14 protein-coding genes and 1 pseudogene are annotated in these 18595 nt (G+C 71.9%); 10 read left to right on the plus strand and 5 right to left on the minus strand.

Annotated features, from left to right (window positions below; translation table 11 throughout):
- Positions 1–8: 8 nt before the first annotated feature.
- A pseudogene (locus QC385_RS09310) lies at positions 9–1067 on the plus strand (hypothetical protein); the annotation flags it as partial.
- 694 nt (positions 1068–1761) lie between these two features.
- Here the strand turns inward: QC385_RS09310 and QC385_RS09315 are convergent.
- On the minus strand, positions 1762–2442 hold the full coding sequence (locus tag QC385_RS09315; protein WP_279540760.1) for a class I SAM-dependent DNA methyltransferase: 681 nt from the start codon (positions 2440–2442) through the stop codon (positions 1762–1764).
- A 300-nt stretch (positions 2443–2742) separates the two neighbouring features.
- On the opposite strand from QC385_RS09315, the gene QC385_RS09320 reads away from it, so the two are divergent.
- From QC385_RS09320 to QC385_RS09355, 8 genes are all read left to right on the plus strand, one after another.
- A complete protein-coding gene (locus tag QC385_RS09320) occupies positions 2743–3975 on the plus strand; it encodes a M20 family metallopeptidase (RefSeq protein ID WP_279540814.1) in 1233 nt (410 codons plus the stop codon).
- Between the two features lie 1086 nt (positions 3976–5061).
- Positions 5062–6105 carry a BMP family lipoprotein gene (locus tag QC385_RS09325; RefSeq protein ID WP_279540761.1) on the plus strand — a complete coding sequence of 348 codons (1044 nt, stop codon included), beginning with the start codon at positions 5062–5064 and terminating at the stop codon, positions 6103–6105.
- A gap of 306 nt (positions 6106–6411) precedes the next feature.
- Positions 6412–7458: a BMP family lipoprotein gene (locus QC385_RS09330; protein WP_279540762.1), complete on the plus strand. Its 1047-nt coding sequence runs from the start codon at positions 6412–6414 to the stop codon at positions 7456–7458.
- A 212-nt stretch (positions 7459–7670) separates the two neighbouring features.
- Entirely contained in the window at positions 7671–9242 is a 1572-nt protein-coding gene (locus tag QC385_RS09335) for an ABC transporter ATP-binding protein (protein ID WP_279540763.1), read from the plus strand.
- Positions 9242–10363, plus strand: a complete 1122-nt coding sequence (locus QC385_RS09340) for an ABC transporter permease (RefSeq protein ID WP_279540764.1) — start codon at positions 9242–9244, stop codon at positions 10361–10363. Before QC385_RS09335 ends, QC385_RS09340 begins: the two co-directional genes overlap by 1 nt.
- On the plus strand, positions 10360–11625 hold the full coding sequence (locus tag QC385_RS09345; RefSeq protein WP_279540765.1) for an ABC transporter permease: 1266 nt from the start codon (positions 10360–10362) through the stop codon (positions 11623–11625). Before QC385_RS09340 ends, QC385_RS09345 begins: the two co-directional genes overlap by 4 nt.
- Positions 11622–12026, plus strand: a complete 405-nt coding sequence (locus QC385_RS09350; protein WP_279540766.1) for a cytidine deaminase — start codon at positions 11622–11624, stop codon at positions 12024–12026. Before QC385_RS09345 ends, QC385_RS09350 begins: the two co-directional genes overlap by 4 nt.
- Before the next feature lie 92 nt (positions 12027–12118).
- Positions 12119–13396 (plus strand): thymidine phosphorylase, encoded by a 1278-nt coding sequence (locus QC385_RS09355; RefSeq protein WP_279540815.1) that lies wholly within the window; start codon positions 12119–12121, stop codon positions 13394–13396.
- Positions 13397–13563: 167 nt separating this feature from the next.
- On the opposite strand, the gene QC385_RS09360 is transcribed toward QC385_RS09355, so the two are convergent.
- The gene (locus tag QC385_RS09360; protein ID WP_279540767.1) at positions 13564–14484 is read right to left on the minus strand and encodes an AEC family transporter; all 921 of its coding nucleotides are present in this window, start codon (positions 14482–14484) and stop codon (positions 13564–13566) included.
- A gap of 139 nt (positions 14485–14623) precedes the next feature.
- Between QC385_RS09360 and QC385_RS09365 the strand changes: the two genes are divergently transcribed.
- On the plus strand, positions 14624–15010 hold the full coding sequence (locus QC385_RS09365; protein ID WP_279540768.1) for an STAS domain-containing protein: 387 nt from the start codon (positions 14624–14626) through the stop codon (positions 15008–15010).
- On the opposite strand, the gene QC385_RS09370 is transcribed toward QC385_RS09365, so the two are convergent.
- The 3 genes from QC385_RS09370 to QC385_RS09380 form a co-directional block, all read right to left on the minus strand.
- On the minus strand, positions 14894–15910 hold the full coding sequence (locus QC385_RS09370; protein ID WP_279540769.1) for a sigma-70 family RNA polymerase sigma factor: 1017 nt from the start codon (positions 15908–15910) through the stop codon (positions 14894–14896). The genes QC385_RS09365 and QC385_RS09370 overlap by 117 nt on opposite strands.
- A 119-nt stretch (positions 15911–16029) precedes the next feature.
- Positions 16030–17178, minus strand: a complete 1149-nt coding sequence (gene dnaN / locus QC385_RS09375; RefSeq protein ID WP_279540770.1) for a DNA polymerase III subunit beta — start codon at positions 17176–17178, stop codon at positions 16030–16032.
- 101 nt (positions 17179–17279) lie between these two features.
- Entirely contained in the window at positions 17280–18551 is a 1272-nt protein-coding gene (locus QC385_RS09380) for an MFS transporter (protein ID WP_279540771.1), read from the minus strand.
- Between the last annotated feature and the right edge of the window lie 44 nt (positions 18552–18595).

Consider the following 18595-nt stretch of genomic DNA (forward strand, 5'->3'; position numbering starts at 1 on the left):
GTACGTCGATGAGCCCCCGCGCCGGGAATGCCGGCCCCCACACTCTCGCGTTCGTCGAGAGTCCGGTACAGCTGCTGAACGTGCTGGAGTGGGCGCACGCGCATGCGCCCGGCGTGGGGCTCACCCTCGTGGTGCTGTCGCCCGTCGACCCGATGACGCGCGGCCAGCTGCGGCGGATGTCCGACCTGGCCCGCGACGAGGGGCACGAGGTCCGCTGGGAGGAGGCGCGCGGCGGCCCCTTGGCGCCCTTCCAGACCATCGGCGGCCTGGCCGGCCTGCTCCGCAGGGCGCGCCGGGTGGTGCTGGGGGACCCCTTCTCCCGCTACGTCCAGCTGCTGCTGACGATCACCCGGGTCCGCGACCTGGTCGTCGTCGACGACGGCACGGCGACCATGGAGTTCGTCGGCCAGCTGGCCCGGGGCGAACGGCTGGTGCGCTGGCACCGCAAGGGCGGCCGCCCCGGCCCGCGGGACCTGATCTTCGCGCCGGTGTCGGCCTCGGCCCGCCGCCGCCTGACCCCGGGCGGCGACCGCAACGTCGAGATCTTCTCCTCCATGCCGATGGAGGAGACCCCGGCGGGCGTCACCGTCAGCGCCAACGACTTCGCCTGGACCCGGAGCCGTTTCGGCCCGCCCCGCATCACCAAGGGCGCCGACATGGTCGGCACGTCCCTGGTGGAGACGGGCGTGGTCGACGACGACCGCTACCTGGAGGCCGTCCGCGCCCTGGCCAGGGCCCACGGCGCCACCCGCTACTTCGCCCACCGCCGCGAGAGCACGGACAAGCTCCGCCGGCTCGCGGTCGAGACGGGCCTGGAGATCGTCCGCCCCGAACTCCCGCTCGAACTGATCGCCCGCCGCGGCCCCATCGGCCGGACGATCCTCAGCTTCCCCTCCACGGTCGTCCACACCCTCCCCCTCGCCCTCTCCGGCACCGAGGTCCGCGTCGCGGTCTGCGACATCGACCCGGCCTGGCTGACCGACCACGCCTCCCCTCGCGCCCAGGGCTTCCTGTCGGGGGTGACGGGGGCGGCGCGGGATGTGCAGCGGTTGTCCACGACGGGGGCGGGGGCGGGGGATCCGGAAGGTGCGGCTGGTTCGACTGGCTCGACTGGTTCGGCCCGGGCGACTGGCCCTGCGGGTGCGACCGGCCCGGCGGGTCCCGTCGGGCCGGGGGGACGGAGGGGCTCGGAGGCTTCCGAGGGTCCGACTGGTCCGGCGGACGCGACCGGCCCGGGGAGTCTCACGGGCACGGGCATGACGGGCCCGGCCGGGACGGCAGGCTCGGCGGGTACGGCCGGCCCGGCCGGGACGCCGGGTTCGGCGGACATGGTCGCCCCGTCCGGCGCGGCAGGCTCGGCCGGTATGGCCGGCCCGGCGGGCGCTGTCGCTGCCGGCTGAGGGCCTCGGGCACGGCTGGGCCAGCCGAGTCAGGCGGACGGCCAGGCGGCGAGGCGGTTCAGGCAGACCCCGTGGGCCTGGCGGCCGGACAGGCCGGACAGGCCGGGCGGCGATGGGCCGAAGGCGTGCGGCGGCGCAGGCGTCGGCAGGCGCGATCCCTGTTCCGGCCACCACGGGTTCCGGCAGGCGCCGGCGGCCTCAGCGCGCTCCGAGGAGGGCTCGCACACTGGCAGGGGCGATCATGCACTGCCGGCGGCGGGCTCCCGCACACACCAGGGCGGGCTCACGCACCGACACGGCGCACCGGGCACCGACACGGCGCACCACGCACCCAAAGTCGGCTACAGACCCCCGCCGGTGCTCACGCTCCGGCGGACGCCGGCTTGCGGGCCAGCAGGAACGCCCGGGGGCGCTGCTCCTCGCCCTCGGGCTCCCGCAGCACTCGTGAGTGGAGCTCCAGGCCGGCCTTCGTGAGGTGCGCCCCGACGGTCTCCGGGGTGCGCCAGTAGTAGTCGAGGGAGATCTCCTGCCCGAAGCGCTCGGTGAGGTGGGCCCGGCCGTCCTCCGTGCCGGACTGGAACCCGAGCAGCACGGGCGCACCCGGCACCAGGACGCGGTGGAACCCGGCGAAGACCGAGGGCAGATGGTCGTCGGGCACGTGGATGATCGAGTACAGCGCGACGATGCCGCCGAGCGTCTCGTCCGGCAGGTCCAGGGCCGTCATGGAACCGACGTGGAACCGCAGCCCCGGATGCGCCCTGCGGGCCAGGGCCACCATGCGGGGTGAGACGTCCACCCCGAACACGGGCAGTCCCGACTCGTGCAGCCGGGCCGCCACGTACCCGGGACCGCTGCCGATGTCGGCGACCGGGGGCTGCACCGGCGCTCCGGGGGCACGTACCAGGTCGACGAAGGCCGTCAGGAGGGCTCGCTCCAGCGGCCTCCCGGCGAGACTGTCCGGGAACCCGGCGGCGTAGTCCTCGGCGATGGCGTCGTACGAGGCCTGGGTGGACTGGACGAATTCGGGGCTGTCGGCGCGCACGGGGCGCACACTATCGGGGCCGTGCGTCCACCAGACGAACAAGGCCGTGTTCCCCGCGCAGGGCGTGGTATCCGTGGAGGAGGATGGATGGATACCGGCGCCATGAGTCAGGTGTGGCCGATGTCACACTCCGTGGGTTGTGGTGACCGGCTCGGCCCTAAAGGCGTGCGAGTTTACCCATCTCAGTTGATAGCTATGCGTTCGGCGGTCATATTTTCTTCCCCGAACGGGTTGAAAATTTGTTGATCGAGGGTCGGACGACCGTCCTGGCGCCCTACCCTTCAGAGGGTGAAGCAATTGATGTCATTGGAGTCCGAGGTCGATCTTCCCGCGGGAGCCGTGCTTCCCGGCGCGCTGCCCGACGCTCTGCGCGCCGAGCTCATCGCGTTCCGACGCGACCTGCACATGCACCCGGAGCTGGGCAACCAGGAGTTCCGCACGACAGCCGCGATCAAGGAGCGGCTGGAGAAGGCCGGCCTCAAGCCGCGCGTACTCGCCGTCGGGACAGGACTCGTCTGTGACATCGGCGTAGAGGGCGAACAGTGGGACGGCGGCCCCAGCATGCTCGCCATGCGGGCCGACATCGATGGCCTGCCCATCCCCGACATGAAGAGCGAGTGCCCGTACCGCTCGACCGTGCCCGACCGCGCGCATGCCTGCGGCCACGACGTGCACACCACCGTCGTCCTCGGTGCCGGTCTCGTCCTCGCCGAACTGCACAAGCGGGGTCTGCTGCCCCGCCCCGTCCGGCTGATCTTCCAGCCCGCCGAGGAGGTCCTGCCCGGCGGTGCCGCCGACGTCATCAAGTGCGGGGCGCTGGAAGGGGTCGGCGCGATCATCGCCGTGCACTGCGACCCCCGCGTGGACGCGGGGCAGGTCGGACTCCGGGAGGGGCCCATCACCTCCGCCTGCGACCGGCTGGAGATCGCCCTGAACGGCCCGGGCGGGCACACGGCACGCCCCCACCTCACGACCGACCTGGTCACCGCCGCCGCCCGCGTCGTCACGGACGTACCCGCCCTGGTCGGCCGGCGCTTCGACAGCCGGAGCGGGCTCGCCATCACCTGGGGTCGCGTCGAGTCCGGGCACGCGCCCAACGTCATCCCGCAGCACGCCGAGCTCTCCGGCACCGTGCGATGCCTCGACATCGAGGCGTGGCGGCAGGCTCCCGACGTCGTGGTCGCCGCGATCGACGAGATCGCCAACCTGCACCGCGCCAAGTCGGAGATCAACTACGTCCGCGGCGTCCCGCCCGTCGTCAACGAGCCCGGCGTGACCGAGCTGCTGCGCGACGCCATGATCGCCCGCCGCGGCGTCGACTCGGTCGTCGGCACGGAGCAGAGCCTCGGCGGCGAGGACTTCTCCTGGTACCTCGAGCACGTCCCCGGCGCCATGGCCCGCCTGGGCGTGCGCACCCCCGGCGAACGCCAGGTGCGCGACCTCCACCAGGGCGACTTCGACGTGGACGAGTCCGCGATCAAGGTAGGCGTGGAACTCTTCACCGCCGCGGCCCTGGTCAACGGCCTGCGCTGACGGCTGGCCGCCGGCTCGCTGCGGGACTCCGGCGACGCATCCGCCCTTGTCCCGACCGCCTGGGGCTCTTGTCTTGCCGGGTGGGTGCGGGCCCGCGGACTCATGCGGCACGAGAGTGCCGGGTGAGTCCGCAGCTTCGGTGCGGGTCCGCCGGTGTGGGCGGCCCTGGGCATCGTCGCGCTTGACGGAGCTTCCGCCCGCCGCCTGACCGAGCCGCGTTCGGTGCCGTCTCGGTTTGGCGGACCTCTGCCCGCTGCCGGCGGCTTGCCTGACGGAGCCGTGTTCGGCGTCGTCTCGGCCTGGCGGGCCTCTGCCCGCTGCCGGCGGTTTGCCTGACGGAGCTGCGTCCGGCGTCGTCTCCGTCCGGCGGACCTCCGCCCGGTGCCCGCCGCTCTCCCGCCCCCGCCCAGCCGGGCTCCGGCCGGCGCTCGCTCCCGCCGACCGGCTGTCGGCTTGCTGCCCAGCCGAGTTCCGGCCGGCGCTCGCTCCCGCCGACCGGCTGTCGGCTTGCTGCCCAGCCGAGTTCCGGCCGGCGCTCGCTCCCGCCGACCGGCTGTCGGCTTGCTGCCCAGCCGAGCTCCGACCGAAGCCCGCCCCCGCCGGCCCGCTGCCAGCTCCCTGCCCAGCCGAGCCCCAGCCGAGCCCCGACCGACGCTCGCCCACGCCCGCCCGCTGCCTGTCCCCGCCCGGCAGCGCTCCCGCCGGTGTCCGTCCCCGGCCCGTCCCCGCCCGGCGGCGCTCCCGCCCGCTGTCCGTCCCCGGCCCCGGCCGCGTTGGAGGCGCTCCCGCCCGCGTTGGCGGCGCTCCCGCCCGCCGCCCCCGCGGCCGGGTCGTGCCCGGCCGAGCCTCCGGTTGCGCCCCGGGCAGCCCGGGGGCACCCTTGTGCGCGTGACGAGCAGGCACGCGCCGTGTCCCCGAGTACACCTTTCGACCCCGTTCGCTCTCGTGGTTCACAAGGGCGTAACCGGCCATCGGCACGAATGGATAACGGCCCCGCAGCGAACCGTTCCCAGGAGTGTCTACGCGCGTTAATGTGCGCCGAACCGAGCACCCGCTGCGGGGCTTTGGAGAATGGGGAACTTCAAGATGCGTCGGATTTCCAAACTGACCCGCGTCGCGGTGGGGGTCGCGTCGCTCGGGCTCGTCGCCACGGCGTGTGGCGGCACCAGCAGTGACAGCGGCGACAGCGACACTAAGGACCGCGGCGTCGCCATCGCGTACGACATCGGCGGCAAGGGTGACCAGTCCTTCAACGACGCCGCCTACGCGGGCCTGACGAAGGCCAAGGACGAGTTCGGCTACCAGACGGCCGACATCGAGCCCACCGAGGGCGAGACGAGCGCCGACAAGGAGCAGCGCCTCGTCTCGCTGGCCAGGCAGGGCTACAACCCGGTCATCGGCGTCGGGTTCGTCTACGGCCCGGCGATGAAGGCCGCGGCCGCAAAGTACCCGGACACCACCTTCGGCATCGTGGACTCCGTGGTCGAGGGCAAGAACGTCGCCTCCCTCGTCTTCGCCGAGGAGCAGGCCTCGTACCTCGCCGGTGTCGCCGCCGCCAAGGCCACGAAGAGCGACATCGTCGGTTTCGTGGGCGGTGTGGACATCCCGCTGATCCACAAGTTCGAGGCCGGCTACAAGCAGGGTGTCGAGGACACCAAGCCCGGGGTGAAGGTCCAGTCGCAGTACCTCACCCAGACGGCCGAGGAGGGCGGTTTCTCCAGCCCCGACAAGGGCAAGGCCGCCGCCGAGGGGCAGATCGAGAAGAAGGCCGACGTGCTCTACGCCGCCGCCGGCCTGTCCGGCCAGGGCGTGATCGAGGCCGCCGCCAAGGCGAAGGTCTGGGCGATCGGTGTCGACTCCGACCAGTACAAGCACGCCGCTCTCGCTCCGTACAAGAACTACATCCTGACGTCCGCGCTCAAGGACGTCGGCGGCGCGGTCTACGCGCTGGCCAAGTCCGTCCAGGACGACAAGCCCCTGACCGGCACTCAGACCTTCGACCTGAAGGTCGACGGCGTGGGCCTGTCCGAGTCGAACCCCGAGTACGCCAAGATCCCGGATCTCAAGGCGGCCGTGGACAAGGCCAAGGAAGGCATCAACGACGGCTCCATCAAGGTCAAGACCGAGTAGTACGTCAGCGGTCTGCGACAACCGGAGCGGGCGGGCACCCTGGGTGCCCGCCCGCTCCGTCGTTCCCGCGGAAGCCGGGAATCAGGGGCCGGGAACCGGGGGCCGGATCACCCAGCGCCACCCTCCGTTCGCAGTCGGCAACGCCCCGGCCGTGCCCGGGTGATGGCTTGGCCACGGGCGCATAACAAGGTGGACAGAAGGGGTTTTCAGGCAGGTCTACGCGCGTTAATCTGCGGCGAAGCCAGCGCCGAAGCTGAACCGTACCGGCGCTATGCGGCCCCGGTAGTACGACAGGAGCACCCACACATGCGCCGGATTTCCCGGATCACGGTCGCAGGCGCAGCGACCGCCTCCCTGGCCCTCGCCCTCTCCGCCTGCGGCAGCACCTCGACCTCCGGGTCGTCGGACTCGAAGGGGGACAAGGGCCTCGCCATCGCGTACGACGTCGGCGGCAAGGGTGACCAGTCCTTCAACGACGCCGCGTACGCGGGTCTGGAGCGGGCGCAGAAGGAGTTCGGCTACGAGACGGCCGACGTGGAGCCCACCGAGGGCGAGACGGACGCCGACAAGGAGCAGCGCCTGGCCTCGCTGGCGAAGCAGGGCTACGACCCCGTCATCGGTGTCGGCTACGCGTATGCCTCCGCCGTGAAGGCCGCCGCGGAGAAGTTCCCGAAGACCACCTTCGGCATCGTCGACGACGCCACGATCAACACCAAGAACGTCGCCGACCTCGTCTTCAGCGAGGAGCAGGCCTCGTACCTGGCCGGTGTCGCCGCCGCCAAGAGCACCAAGTCGAACGTCGTCGGCTTCGTCGGCGGTGTGGACATCCCGCTGATCCACAAGTTCCAGGCCGGCTTCGCGCAGGGCGTCAAGGACACGAACCCGAAGGTGAAGGTCCTCTCGCAGTACCTCACCCAGACGGCCGAAGAGGGCGGTTTCTCCAGCCCCGACAAGGGCAAGACGGCCGCTGAGGGCCAGATCGAGAAGAAGGCCGACGTCGTCTACGCGGCCGCCGGTCTGTCCGGTCAGGGCGTCATCGAGGCCGCCGCCGCCAAGAAGGTGTGGGCCATCGGTGTGGACTCCGACCAGTACAAGCAGGCGGCCCTCGCCAAGTACAAGGACTTCATCCTCACCTCGGCGATGAAGGACGTCGCCAAGGCGGTGTACAACCTGGCGAAGTCGGTCGAGGACGGCAAGCCCGAGACCGGTATCGTTCGTGGCGATCTGAAGACCGGCGAGGTGGGCCTGTCGGACTCCAACCCGAAGTTCGCGGACGACGCCGAGCTTCAGGAAGCCATCAAGACGGCCAAGGAGAAGATCATCAGCGGCGAGATCAAGGTCAAGAGCAGCTGACGACCGACTGCCTCGCAAGCAGGCGGTAACCCCCGGGGTTACGTCCGCTCGACGGGGTACGGGGAGGCTGCTCCTCGTACCCCGTTGTCGCGGTGCGTCGGCCCCTTTGTATGCCGTAGGGGCGCTACGCGCGTAGACGACCCCCGTCCCCAGGAGAGTGCGCCATCAACGCGTCCAGCAGCCCTCCGGCCGGAGCGGCGGTCAAGGAATCGGTGACCGCCGTCGAGCTCGCCGGGATCACGAAGCGTTTCCCGGGCGTCGTGGCCAACCACGACATCCACCTCAGCGTCCGCAAGGGCACCGTGCACGCCCTCGTCGGCGAGAACGGCGCCGGCAAGTCGACGCTGATGAAGATCCTCTACGGCATGCAGAAGCCGGACGAGGGCACCATCGCCGTCGACGGCGAGCAGGTCACCTTCTCGTCGCCGGCCGACGCCATCGTCCGCGGCATCGGCATGGTCCACCAGCACTTCATGCTCGCCGACAACCTGACCGTCCTCGAGAACGTCGTGCTCGGCAGCGAGAAGCTGTACGGCATCGGCGCCAAGGCCCGCCGCAAGATCAAGGACCTCTCCGAGCGCTACGGCCTCGACGTCGACCCCGACCTCCTGGTCGAGGAGCTCGGCGTCGCCGCCCGCCAGCGCGTGGAGATCCTCAAGGTCCTCTACCGCGGCGCCCGCATCCTCATCCTGGACGAGCCGACCGCCGTGCTCGTGCCGCAGGAGGTCGACGCCCTCTTCGCCAACCTGCGCGAACTGCGGTCCGAGGGCCTGTCGGTCATCTTCATCTCGCACAAGCTCGGCGAGGTACTCTCCGTCGCCGACGAGATCACCGTCATCCGCCGCGGCACCACGGTCGGTACGGCCGTCCCCGCCGAGACCACCCCGCGCCAGCTCGCGGAGATGATGGTCGGCAGCGAGCTGCCCACGCCCGAGACGGCCGAGTCCACGGTCACCGACCGCCCGGTCATCGCCGTCGACGGGCTCCGCCTGGCCGCACCGGGCGGCAAGGCCCTCCTCGACGACATCAGCTTCACCATCCACGCGGGCGAGATCCTCGGCATCGCCGGTGTCGAGGGCAACGGCCAGACCGAGCTGGTCGACGCGCTCATCGGCCTGCGGTCCGCCGACTCCGGCACCATCCGGCTCGCCGACGAGGAGATCACCGCCTGGCCCACCCGCAGGCGCCGCGAGCAGGGCATCGGCTACATCCCCGAGGACCGCCACCGCCACGGCCTGCTTCTGGAGGCCCCCCTCTGGGAGAACCGCATCCTCGGCCACGTCACCGAGAAGCCCCTCGCCAAGGGCGTCTGGCTGGACCCGAAGGCGGCCCAGGAGGACACCCGCCGGATCGTCACGGAGTACGACGTCCGCACCCCCGGCATCGACGTCACCGCCGCCTCCCTGTCCGGCGGCAACCAGCAGAAGCTGATCGTCGGCCGCGAGATGAGCCACAAGCCGCGCTTCCTGATCGCCGCCCACCCCACCCGGGGTGTGGACGTCGGCGCCCAGGCAGCCATCTGGGACCACATCCGCGAGGCCCGCCGCGAGGGCCTGGCCGTCCTGCTGATCTCCGCCGACCTGGACGAGCTCATCGGCCTGTCCGACACGCTGCGCGTGATCTACAACGGCAAGCTGGTCGCGGACGCCGACCCGGCAACCATCACCCCCGAAGAGCTCGGCTCGGCCATGACCGGTGCCGCCACCGGGCACCTCGAGCACGAAGAGACCCCCGAGACCTCGAAGGGCGACGCCCCCGAGTCTCCGGAAGACGAGGCCCGCTGATGAAGAAGTTCGACAGGGAGCGCGTGCTCCTCGCGGTGGCCGGACCGGTCATCGCGCTCGCCGTGGCCTTCGCCCTGACCTCGATCGTGCTGGTCGCGTCGGGCCAGAACCCGGTCGAGCCGTACGCCCTGATGTTCGAGCAGCTCGGCTTCTCGGACATCCAGGTCCTGATCATCAACCAGGCCTCGATGTACTACATCGCGGCGCTCTCGGTGGCCATCGGCTTCCGGATGAACCTGTTCAACATCGGCGTCGACGGCCAGTACCAGCTCGGCGCGATGCTGGCCGCGATCGTCGGCGCCCACGTCGCTCTGCCGGCCGCCCTCCAGGTCCCGCTGCTGCTCCTGACCGCCGTCCTCACCGGCGCCTTCTGGGCCGGCATCGCCGGTGTCCTCAAGGTCACCCGCGGCGTCAGCGAGGTCGTCGCCACGATCATGCTCAACGCGATCGCCACCTCCGTGATCGCCTACCTGTGGCTGCCGAACGTCTTCGGTGTGAAGGTCGGCAACAACAACACCACCGGCGAGATGCACGAGTCCGGCTGGATCCCCGGCATTCCCGTGGGCGCGGCCGGCGAGATCTACGGCCTGGTGCTGCTCGCCGTCCTGCTCGGCGTCGGCTACTGGGTCGTCCTCAACCGCACCCGCTTCGGCTTCGACCTGCGCGCCTCCGGCGCTTCGCAGACCGCCGCCGCGGCCAGCGGTGTGGACCCCAAGCGGATGGTGCTCAGCGCCATGCTGATCTCCGGCGGTATCGCGGGCCTGGCCGGCCTGCCGATCCTGCTCGGCGACACCCACACCTACAGCCTGAACTTCCCCACGGGCATCGGCTTCCTCGGCATCGGCATCGCCCTGCTCGGCCGCAACAGCCCCGTGGGCATCGCCTTCGCCGCCCTGCTGTGGGCCTGGCTCGACAAGGCCTCGCCCGAGCTGGACTTCCACGGCTACGACAAGGAGATCGCGGTCATCATGCAGGGCCTGATCGTGCTCTCGGTCGTCGTCTCCTACGAGGCCGTCCGCGAGTGGGGCCTGCGCCGCCAGCAGCGCCGGGTCGGCGCCGAACTGGCCGCCGGTCACGTCCTCGGCAACAACAACACCACGAAGGAGGTGGCTGGCCGATGACCACCGCGACCGACCTCAACCAGCCCACGCTGCAGCCCGCGGCGCCGACCGGCCGCCGCCTGTCGCTGCCCGTCCTGCTGCTGATCATCGCCGGCGGCCTCGCGCTCACCTCGATCGTCCGTCTCATCACCGGCGCCGACGGCATCACCAACGTCAGCCAGATGTCCACCGCGCTCCAGCTCGCCGTGCCGATCGGCCTCGCCGGTCTCGGCGGCCTGTGGGCCGAGCGCGCGGGCGTGGTCAACATCGGCCTCGAGGGCATGATGATCCTCGGCACCTGGTTCGGCGCCTGGGCCGGCTTCCAGTGGGGCCCGTGGACCGGTGTCCTGGTGGGCATCGCCGGCGGCGCGATCGGCGGCCTGCTGCACGCCTTCGTGACCGTCACCTTCAACGTCAACCACATCGTCTCCGGTGTGGCCATCAACATCCTCGCCCTCGGCGCCACCCGCTACCTCGCGCCCCTCGCCTTCGAGGGCCACACGGGCGGCTCCGCCAAGCAGTCCCCGGCGGTCGACTCCCTCGGCAGCTTCACGGTGCCGGGCCTGTCCGACGCGCTCAGGGACCTCAACAACCAGGGCTGGTTCTTCATCTCCGACATCGCCGGCCTGCTCGGCGGCCTGGTCACCAACGTCTCCTGGCTGACCCTGATCGCCGTCGCGCTGATCCCCGGCACCTGGTGGGTGCTGTGGCGCACGGCGTTCGGCCTGCGGCTGCGCTCCTGCGGCGAGAACCCGGTCGCCGCCGAGTCCCTCGGCGTCAACGTCTACAAGTACAAGTACATCGCCGTGGTCGTCTCCGGCGGTCTGGCCGGCCTCGGCGGTGTCTTCCTGTCGATCGTCGCGAACCCCTTCTACCTGGAGGGCCAGGTCAGCGGCCGCGGCTTCATCGGCCTGGCGGCGATGATCTTCGGCAACTGGATGCCGGGCGGCCTCGCCCTCGGCGCGGGCCTGTTCGGCTACACCGACAGCCTCAACCTGCGCGGCGGCTCCGCCAACGTCCACGCCCTGCTGCTGCTCGGCGCGCTGCTGCTGGTCATCGGCGCGATCTGGCTCGTGGTCCGCAAGAAGTACGTCCCGGCCGTGTGCACCCTGGTCGCCGGCGCCCTGGTGTTCACCTGGTACGCGACCACCGACGAGGTCCCGAACCAGGTCGTCTCCGCCACGCCGTACGTCATCACCCTGGTGGTCCTCGCCCTGTCCGCCCAGCGCCTGCGGATGCCGAGGGCGAACGGCATGCCGTACCGGAAGGGGCAGGGCAAGTGACCGGCGCCGGCCCGGACGTCGACTGGGAGAAGCTGCGCGCGGTGGCCCGGGACGCCATGTCCCGGGCGTACGCCCCCTACTCCGGTTACCCGGTCGGCGTGGCCGCCCTGGTCGACGACGGCCGGATCATCTCCGGCTGCAACGTCGAGAACGCCTCGTACGGGCTCGGCCTGTGCGCCGAGTGCGGCCTGGTCTCCGAGCTGCACAACACCGGCGGCGGCCGGCTGACGCACTTCACCTGCGTCGACCGCGACGGCGCCACGCTCGTGCCGTGCGGCCGCTGCCGTCAGCTGCTGCACGAGTTCGGCGGCCCGGACCTGCTGCTGGAGACCCCGGCGGGGATCCTGCCGCTGTCGGAGATGCTGCCCCAGGCCTTCGGCCCGGAGCACCTCACCAAGTAATCCCCGTGCGGCCCCCCTGAGTTGCTCACGCGACCGGCTCAGGGGGGCCGTACGGCTTCTGGAATCCTCGGAAGGAAGCCCAAGCCATGGCCATGGACGCCATCTCCGTCATCCGCACCAAGCGGGATCGCGGCGAACTCAGCGACGAGCAGATCGACTGGGTCATCGACGCGTACACCCGCGGGGAGGTGGCCGACGAGCAGATGTCGGCCCTCGCGATGGCCATCCTGCTCAACGGCATGAACCGCCGCGAGATCGCCCGCTGGACGGCCGCGATGATCGCCTCCGGCGAGCGCATGGACTTCTCGTCCCTGTCCCGCCCGACGGCCGACAAGCACTCCACGGGCGGCGTCGGCGACAAGATCACGCTGCCGCTCGCCCCGCTGGTGGCCGCCTGCGGCGCGGCGGTCCCGCAGCTGTCGGGCCGCGGCCTCGGCCACACCGGCGGCACCCTGGACAAGCTGGAGTCGATCCCCGGCTGGCGCGCCCTGCTCTCGAACGAGGAGATGCTGTCCGTCCTGGACGGCACCGGCGCGGTGATCTGCGCGGCGGGCGACGGCCTCGCCCCCGCGGACAAGAAGCTCTACGCGCTGCGGGACGTCACCGGCACGGTCGAGGCGATCCCGCTGATCGCCTCCTCGATCATGTCCAAGAAGATCGCGGAGGGCACGGGCTCGCTGGTCCTGGACGTGAAGGTCGGCACGGGCGCCTTCATGAAGACCCTGGAGGACGCCCGCGAGCTGGCCTCCACGATGGTGGGCCTCGGCACCGACCACGGCGTGAAGACGGTCGCGCTCCTCACGGACATGTCGACCCCGCTCGGCCTGACGGCCGGCAACGCGCTGGAGGTCCGCGAGTCGGTGGAGGTCCTGGCGGGCGGCGGCCCGGCGGACGTGGTCGAGCTGACGATCGCCCTGGCCCGCGAAATGCTGGACGCCGCCGGGGTGAGGGACGCCGACCCGGCGAAGGCCCTGGCCGACGGCTCGGCGATGGACGTGTGGCGCCGCATGATCACCGCCCAGGGCGGCGACCCGGACGCGGCGCTGCCGGTGGCACGCGAGCAGCACGTGATCAAGGCCCCGGCCTCGGGCGTCCTCACCCGCCTCGACGCCTACGACATCGGCGTCGCGGCCTGGCGCCTGGGCGCGGGCCGCGCCCGCAAGGAGGACCCGGTCCAGGCGGGCGCGGGCGTCGAGATGCACGCCAAGCCGGGGGACACGGTGCGGGAGGGCCAGCCGCTGCTGACCCTCCACACGGACACGCCGGAGCGCTTCGAGTACGCGCTGGACGCGGTCGAGGGCTCGTACGACATCGCGGCGCCGGGCACGGACTTCACGGCGTCGCCGGTGGTGCTGGAACGTATCGCCTGACCCGCGCTTTCCTCTCCGGGGGGAACGGGACCGGCGGACCGCCGCCGGTCCCGTTCGGGGGGTTGGCCAGCGCCCTGAGCGTGCTCGACGGCGACGGGGAGAACGGATCACGCTGCCGGAACCCTTCGGTCTGGAACTCGGCACCGGCGAGTTCCCGGAGAAGCGATTCACCCGAGAAGCGCCGCCACCACCACCAGAACCGGCACCGCCAGCACCGTCGACAACAAGATCGCCTCCCGCGCCAGCACCTCGCCCACCCGGTAGCTGCTCGCGTACGTGAAGAGGTTCTGCGCCGCCGGAAGCGCCGACGTCACCACCACGTCGAGCAGCAAGGCCCCGTGGAGGCCGAAGACGCCCGCTGCGAGGGCCCAGGCGACCAGGGGCTGGACGACCGCCTTGAGGGCCACGGCGAGGAGGACAGGGGCTCGTTCCGCGCCGCGCAGCGGGAGCGTGCTGCCGCGCAGGGAGATGCCGAAGGCCAGCAGCACCGCCGGGACCGACATGTTGCCGATCAGCGTGAGCGGGTCCATCAAGGGGCCGGGGACGCGCAGGCCCGACGCCGACGCCGCCACACCGGCCAGGGAGCCCAGGGCTATCGGGTTGCGCAGGGGCGTGAGCAGGCGCTGCCACAGGGGGCGCTTCACTCCGCCGCTCGCCAGGTCCAGGACCGTCAGCGCCACCGGCGTGACGCCCACCAGCTGGAACAGCAGCACCGGCGCGACCAGTGACGCGTCGCCCAGCACGTACACCGCGATCGGGATGCCGAGGTTCCCCGAGTTGACGTAGCTGGAGCACAGCGCGCCGATCGTGGTCCGGCCCACACCCCAGCCGCGCGCGGCACCCACCGCCACGAAGACACCCGCCACCGCCGCCGTGCTCATCGCCGTGACCAGCAGCCGGTCGGAGAAGATCACCGACAGGTCGGCCTGGGCGAGCGTGGTGAAGAGCAGGGCGGGAGACGCGACGTGGAAGGCCAGCTTCGTCAGGACCTCGCGCCCGCCGTCGCCCAGATACCCGCGGCGGCCGATCAGATAGCCGACCCCGATGACGACCGCGATGACCGCGAAGCCGCTCAGCACCCCCTGCACGGGGTCCCCTCACCGGCGGCGGCACGGGCAGCGGACAGCGCGGGAGGGGCGGATGCATGGGCCATACAGCCAACCCTCCGGGGAAGGCCGTACCGAGGTCAATGTGATCCTTTCGGCGCCGACAGGACGGACAGCCGCGATGAGTTACCGCCACCCGCCCGGTCTACCGATCGTGGACGCCATGAAACCCCCCGTGCTCGTGCTCCCCGGCCCCGTCGCCCGGGACCAGGTGAGCGGACTGAGCGACGACGTGAGGTCACTGCTGCACACCAGCCGTGCCCGGGTCGTGGTGTGCGACGTCGGGGGCCTCGGGCCGCCGGGGCTCGCCGCCGTCGACCTGCTCGCACGCCTCCAGCTCGCCGCTCGCAGGGCCGGGGGCCGGATCAGACTGCGCGACCCCGACCCGGCCCTACGCGCCCTGCTCGACCTGGTCGGTCTCCGCTTCGAGGTGGAGGGGCAGGTCGAAGAGCGGGAACCAGCGCTGCGTGTCGAGGAAGCAGTGGAACCCGGTGATCCGGCCGTCTGAGATCTCCAGCACCTGGACCGCCCACGGCGAGAAGCCGCCCTTCTCCGGGTCGGGCTTGTACTGGGCGAACCCCGGCAGGCCGTTGACCTGGACCGGCACCAGCCGGGAACCCGCGCAGGGCGCGCCCAGGGTGGTCATGAAGCCGGTGATGTCGCCGACGCCGGTCAGCCACAGGTCGAACGGCGGCATCGTCATCACCGCGTCCTCGTGCAGCAGGGACGTCAGCGCCGTCATGTCGTAGCCCTCGAAGGCCGCCACATAGCGGTCCAGCAGCTTCTGCTGGTCCTCGTCCAGCGGGTCGGAGACGGTCGCGTCGGCGCCCGGCTCCTTCCGCTCGGCCAGGGTCGCGCGGGCCCGCTGGAGAGCGCTGTTGACCGACGCCACGGACGTGCCCAGCAACTCGGCGACCTCGCTGGCCTTCCAGGCCAGCACCTCGCGCAGGATCAGCACGGCCCGCTGCTTGGCCGGCAGCTGCTGAAGAGCGGCCATGAAGGCGAGCCGCACGGACTCCTTGGCTATCGCCGCCTCCGCCGGGTCGTCGGTCGTGGGCAGCACACGGGCGTCCGGCATGGGCTCCAGCCAGGTGTTGTCCGGGCGGGGGGTGAGGGCCGCCTGGGCGAGCGGGGTGGACTCGGTCAGGTCCATGGGCCTGGCGCGCTTGTTGCCCGCGGTCAGCATGTCCAGGCACACGTTGGTCGCGATGCGGTAGAGCCAGGAGCGGAGGCTGGAGCGGCCCTCGAACTTGTCGTAGCTGCGCCAGGCACGGATCATCGTGTCCTGCACCGCGTCCTCGGCCTCGAAGGAGGAGCCGAGCATCCGGTAGCAGTACCCCGTCAGCTCCGTCCGGTGTGCCTCCAGCCTGGTGTCCAGATCTGTTGGTGTCGCCGTGCCGTTCGTCATCGTCCACCCACCCCTGTGGAATTTCTGTCACGCGCCATCGCGTCCAGCACTTCGGAAGCTACCGCAGCGCACTGACAACGGCCCCCCGAGCGCACGAACGCGCAGGCAGGAGCGGTGCTTCAGACCAGCTGTTTCACCGACATGAGCAGATGCCGGTGCTCCCCGGCCGTCTCCCCGGCCCCCTCGGCGGCCCCGTCGCCCGGCACCGCGTGCAGCAGCGCCCGCTGCCCCGCCCCCAGCAGTTCCAGCCGTACGCTCGGACTCTCGAAGGACGTCAGCGCGTCCAGCAGATAGGCCGGGTTGAAGGCCACGGGCACCTCGTCGGCGCCGGTCAGCGTGGCCGGCAGCCGCTGGGCCGCCACGTCGTCGCCGTAGCCGGCGCGGAGCGTGACGGACCCGTCGGACGAGAAGTCCAGCCGCACCGGACTGTTCGCTTCCGCCACCACCGCGACCCGCCGCACGGCCTCCGCGAGCTCCTCGCGCGCCACCTCGGCGACGGCGGCCCCCGCCATGTCGAACAGCGACTTGTACGTCGGCAGCCGCCCGTCCAGGAGCCGCAGCGCCGTCCGCGTCCGCCCGCCCTCGAAGCCGATCAGTCCGCCGCCGGCGGCCGGGTCCCACCCGATCAGCACCTCCCCGCAGCGCCCCAGCGACCGCGCGGCGTCCAGCAGGCGCCGCGCGGGCAGCAGCGCATCCACCACACCGTCGGCCGCCGCCCCCGGCCGCCACTCCAGCCGCCGCACGGCGTACCGGTAGCGGTCCGAAGCGGCCAGTGTCATCCGCCCGTCCTCCAGGCGCAGTTGGACACCCGTCAGCAGCGGCAGCGAGTCGTCGCGCCCGGCCGAGACGGCGACCTGGGCGACGGCCGTCGCGAACGCGGCGGCGTCCACCGTGCCGTACGGCGCTGGCGGCGCCGGCAGGGCCGGGTACTCGGCGAGGGGCAGCGTCGACAGCCCGAACCGCGTTCCGTCCGCCTCCACCGCGAACCGCGACGTCTCCAGCGCACAGCTCACCGGCCCGTCCGGCAGCACCCGGCTGACGTCCAGCAGCCGCCGCCCCGGGACGAGCACCCGCCCGGGCACCGCGACCTCCGCGTCGGCCTCGACCCGTACCGCCGCCTCGAAGTCGAACCCCGTCACGGCCAGCCGTCCCGCGTCCGCCTCCAGCAGCAGTCCGCCCAGCACCGGCACCGGCGTCCGCGCGGGCAGCGCCCGTACCGCCCGGCCCACGGCCTCGGCGAACGCCGTACGGTCGATGCGGAACTCCATGGAAAATCCCCCTGCTCGAATCCGGTGGTCAGCGGAGGCGGAGGTTATCCGCGCCCACTGACAACCGGCCCCGACCAGGGGGAACGGCCCGGGCCCCGGGCTCAGGCGGCGGTGGCCAGCCGCCGCTGCATCCGGGCCGCCCGCGTTCCGAAGACCGTGATCGTGACGACGCCCAGGACCGCCAGCAGGCCGACCCCGACGGTCCCGGCCCAGCCGCCCGCGTGGAAGGCGATCGCGCCGGCCGTGCTGCCCGCGCTGGATCCGATGTAGTACGCCGACTGGTAGAGCGCCGAGGCCTGTGCGCGGCCGGTCGTGGCCGTCTTGCTGACCGCCGAGGAGGCCACCGCGTGGCCCGCGAAGAAGCCCGCCGTGATGAGGACCAGGCCCAGCAGGACCAGCGGGAGGGAGCCGGCCAGGGACAGCAGCAGACCCGCCGCCGTCGTGCCGCCGCCCGCGTACAGGGCGCCCCGGCGGCCCAGCCGGCCCACCAGACGGCCGGCCGTCGACGCCGACACCGTACCGACGAGGTACACCAGGAAGACCGAGCCGATGATGCCCTGCGGCAGCGAGAACGGCGCCTCGGTCAGCCGGTAGCCGATGACCGTGTACACGCCGCCGAACACCGTCATGAACAGCGCGCCGATCGCGTACAGCCGGCACAGCAGCGGGTTGGACAGGTGGTCACGGACCGTCCGGGCCAGCACGCGCGGGCGCAGCGAGCCGGCCTTGAAGTTCCTCGGGGCGGGCAGCAGCATCCGGAAGGCCACCGCGCACGCCACCGCGAGCGCGCCGATCACACCGACCGCGACCCGCCAGCCCCACTCCTGGGCGACCCAGCCGGTAATGACGCGACCGCTCATCCCGCCGACGCTGTTGCCGGCGACGAACAGTCCGATCGCGGTGACCAGCGCCCTGGGGCTGACCTCCTCGGCGAGGTACGCCGTCGCCGACGCGGGCAGTCCGGCCAGGGCCGCCCCCTGGAGCGCCCGCAGCACGACCAGGACACCCAGCGACGGGGCGAAGGGCACCAGCAGTCCGACCGTCACCGCCACGGCCAGCGAGGCCGTCATGACCGCACGCCGTCCGAAGCGCTCCGACAGGGCGCTCATCGGAAGGACGAACAGCGCCAGCCCGCCCGTCGCGGCGGCCACCGTCCAGCTCGCGTCGCTCGCCGCCACCCCGAACTCGCCGGAGATCAGCGGGAGCAGCGCCTGCGTGGAGTACAGCAGCGCGAAGGTCGCGACACCCGCGAGGAAGAGGGCGAGGCTCATCCGGCGGTAGCCGGGCCCGCCCGGGGACATACGGGAGTCGGCGGCAGGGACAGAGGCATCGGCGCCCACGATGGTGGACGCCCCGGTACTGGCGGGAGACATGCTTCGAACGTACGGACGCACCCACTGATCCGTCCAATGCATGA

This window comes from Streptomyces sp. DH10 (genome assembly GCF_029813805.1).
In the GTDB taxonomy this organism is placed as follows: Bacteria; Actinomycetota; Actinomycetes; order Streptomycetales; family Streptomycetaceae; genus Streptomyces; species Streptomyces coeruleofuscus.

What these genes read in the sequence shown, in the direction of transcription:
- QC385_RS09380 (WP_279540771.1), bottom strand. Translation starts at nt 18,551, where the DNA reads ATGTCTCCCGCCAGTACCGGGGCGTCCACCATCGTGGGCGCCGATGCC.
- QC385_RS09330 (WP_279540762.1), top strand. Translation starts at nt 6,412, where the DNA reads ATGCGCCGGATTTCCCGGATCACGGTCGCAGGCGCAGCGACCGCCTCC.
- QC385_RS09325 (WP_279540761.1), top strand. Translation starts at nt 5,062, where the DNA reads ATGCGTCGGATTTCCAAACTGACCCGCGTCGCGGTGGGGGTCGCGTCG.
- dnaN (WP_279540770.1), bottom strand. Translation starts at nt 17,178, where the DNA reads ATGGAGTTCCGCATCGACCGTACGGCGTTCGCCGAGGCCGTGGGCCGG.
- QC385_RS09355 (WP_279540815.1), top strand. Translation starts at nt 12,119, where the DNA reads ATGGACGCCATCTCCGTCATCCGCACCAAGCGGGATCGCGGCGAACTC.
- QC385_RS09370 (WP_279540769.1), bottom strand. Translation starts at nt 15,910, where the DNA reads ATGACGAACGGCACGGCGACACCAACAGATCTGGACACCAGGCTGGAG.
- QC385_RS09320 (WP_279540814.1), top strand. Translation starts at nt 2,743, where the DNA reads ATGTCATTGGAGTCCGAGGTCGATCTTCCCGCGGGAGCCGTGCTTCCC.
- QC385_RS09365 (WP_279540768.1), top strand. Translation starts at nt 14,624, where the DNA reads ATGAGTTACCGCCACCCGCCCGGTCTACCGATCGTGGACGCCATGAAA.
- QC385_RS09345 (WP_279540765.1), top strand. Translation starts at nt 10,360, where the DNA reads ATGACCACCGCGACCGACCTCAACCAGCCCACGCTGCAGCCCGCGGCG.
- QC385_RS09340 (WP_279540764.1), top strand. Translation starts at nt 9,242, where the DNA reads ATGAAGAAGTTCGACAGGGAGCGCGTGCTCCTCGCGGTGGCCGGACCG.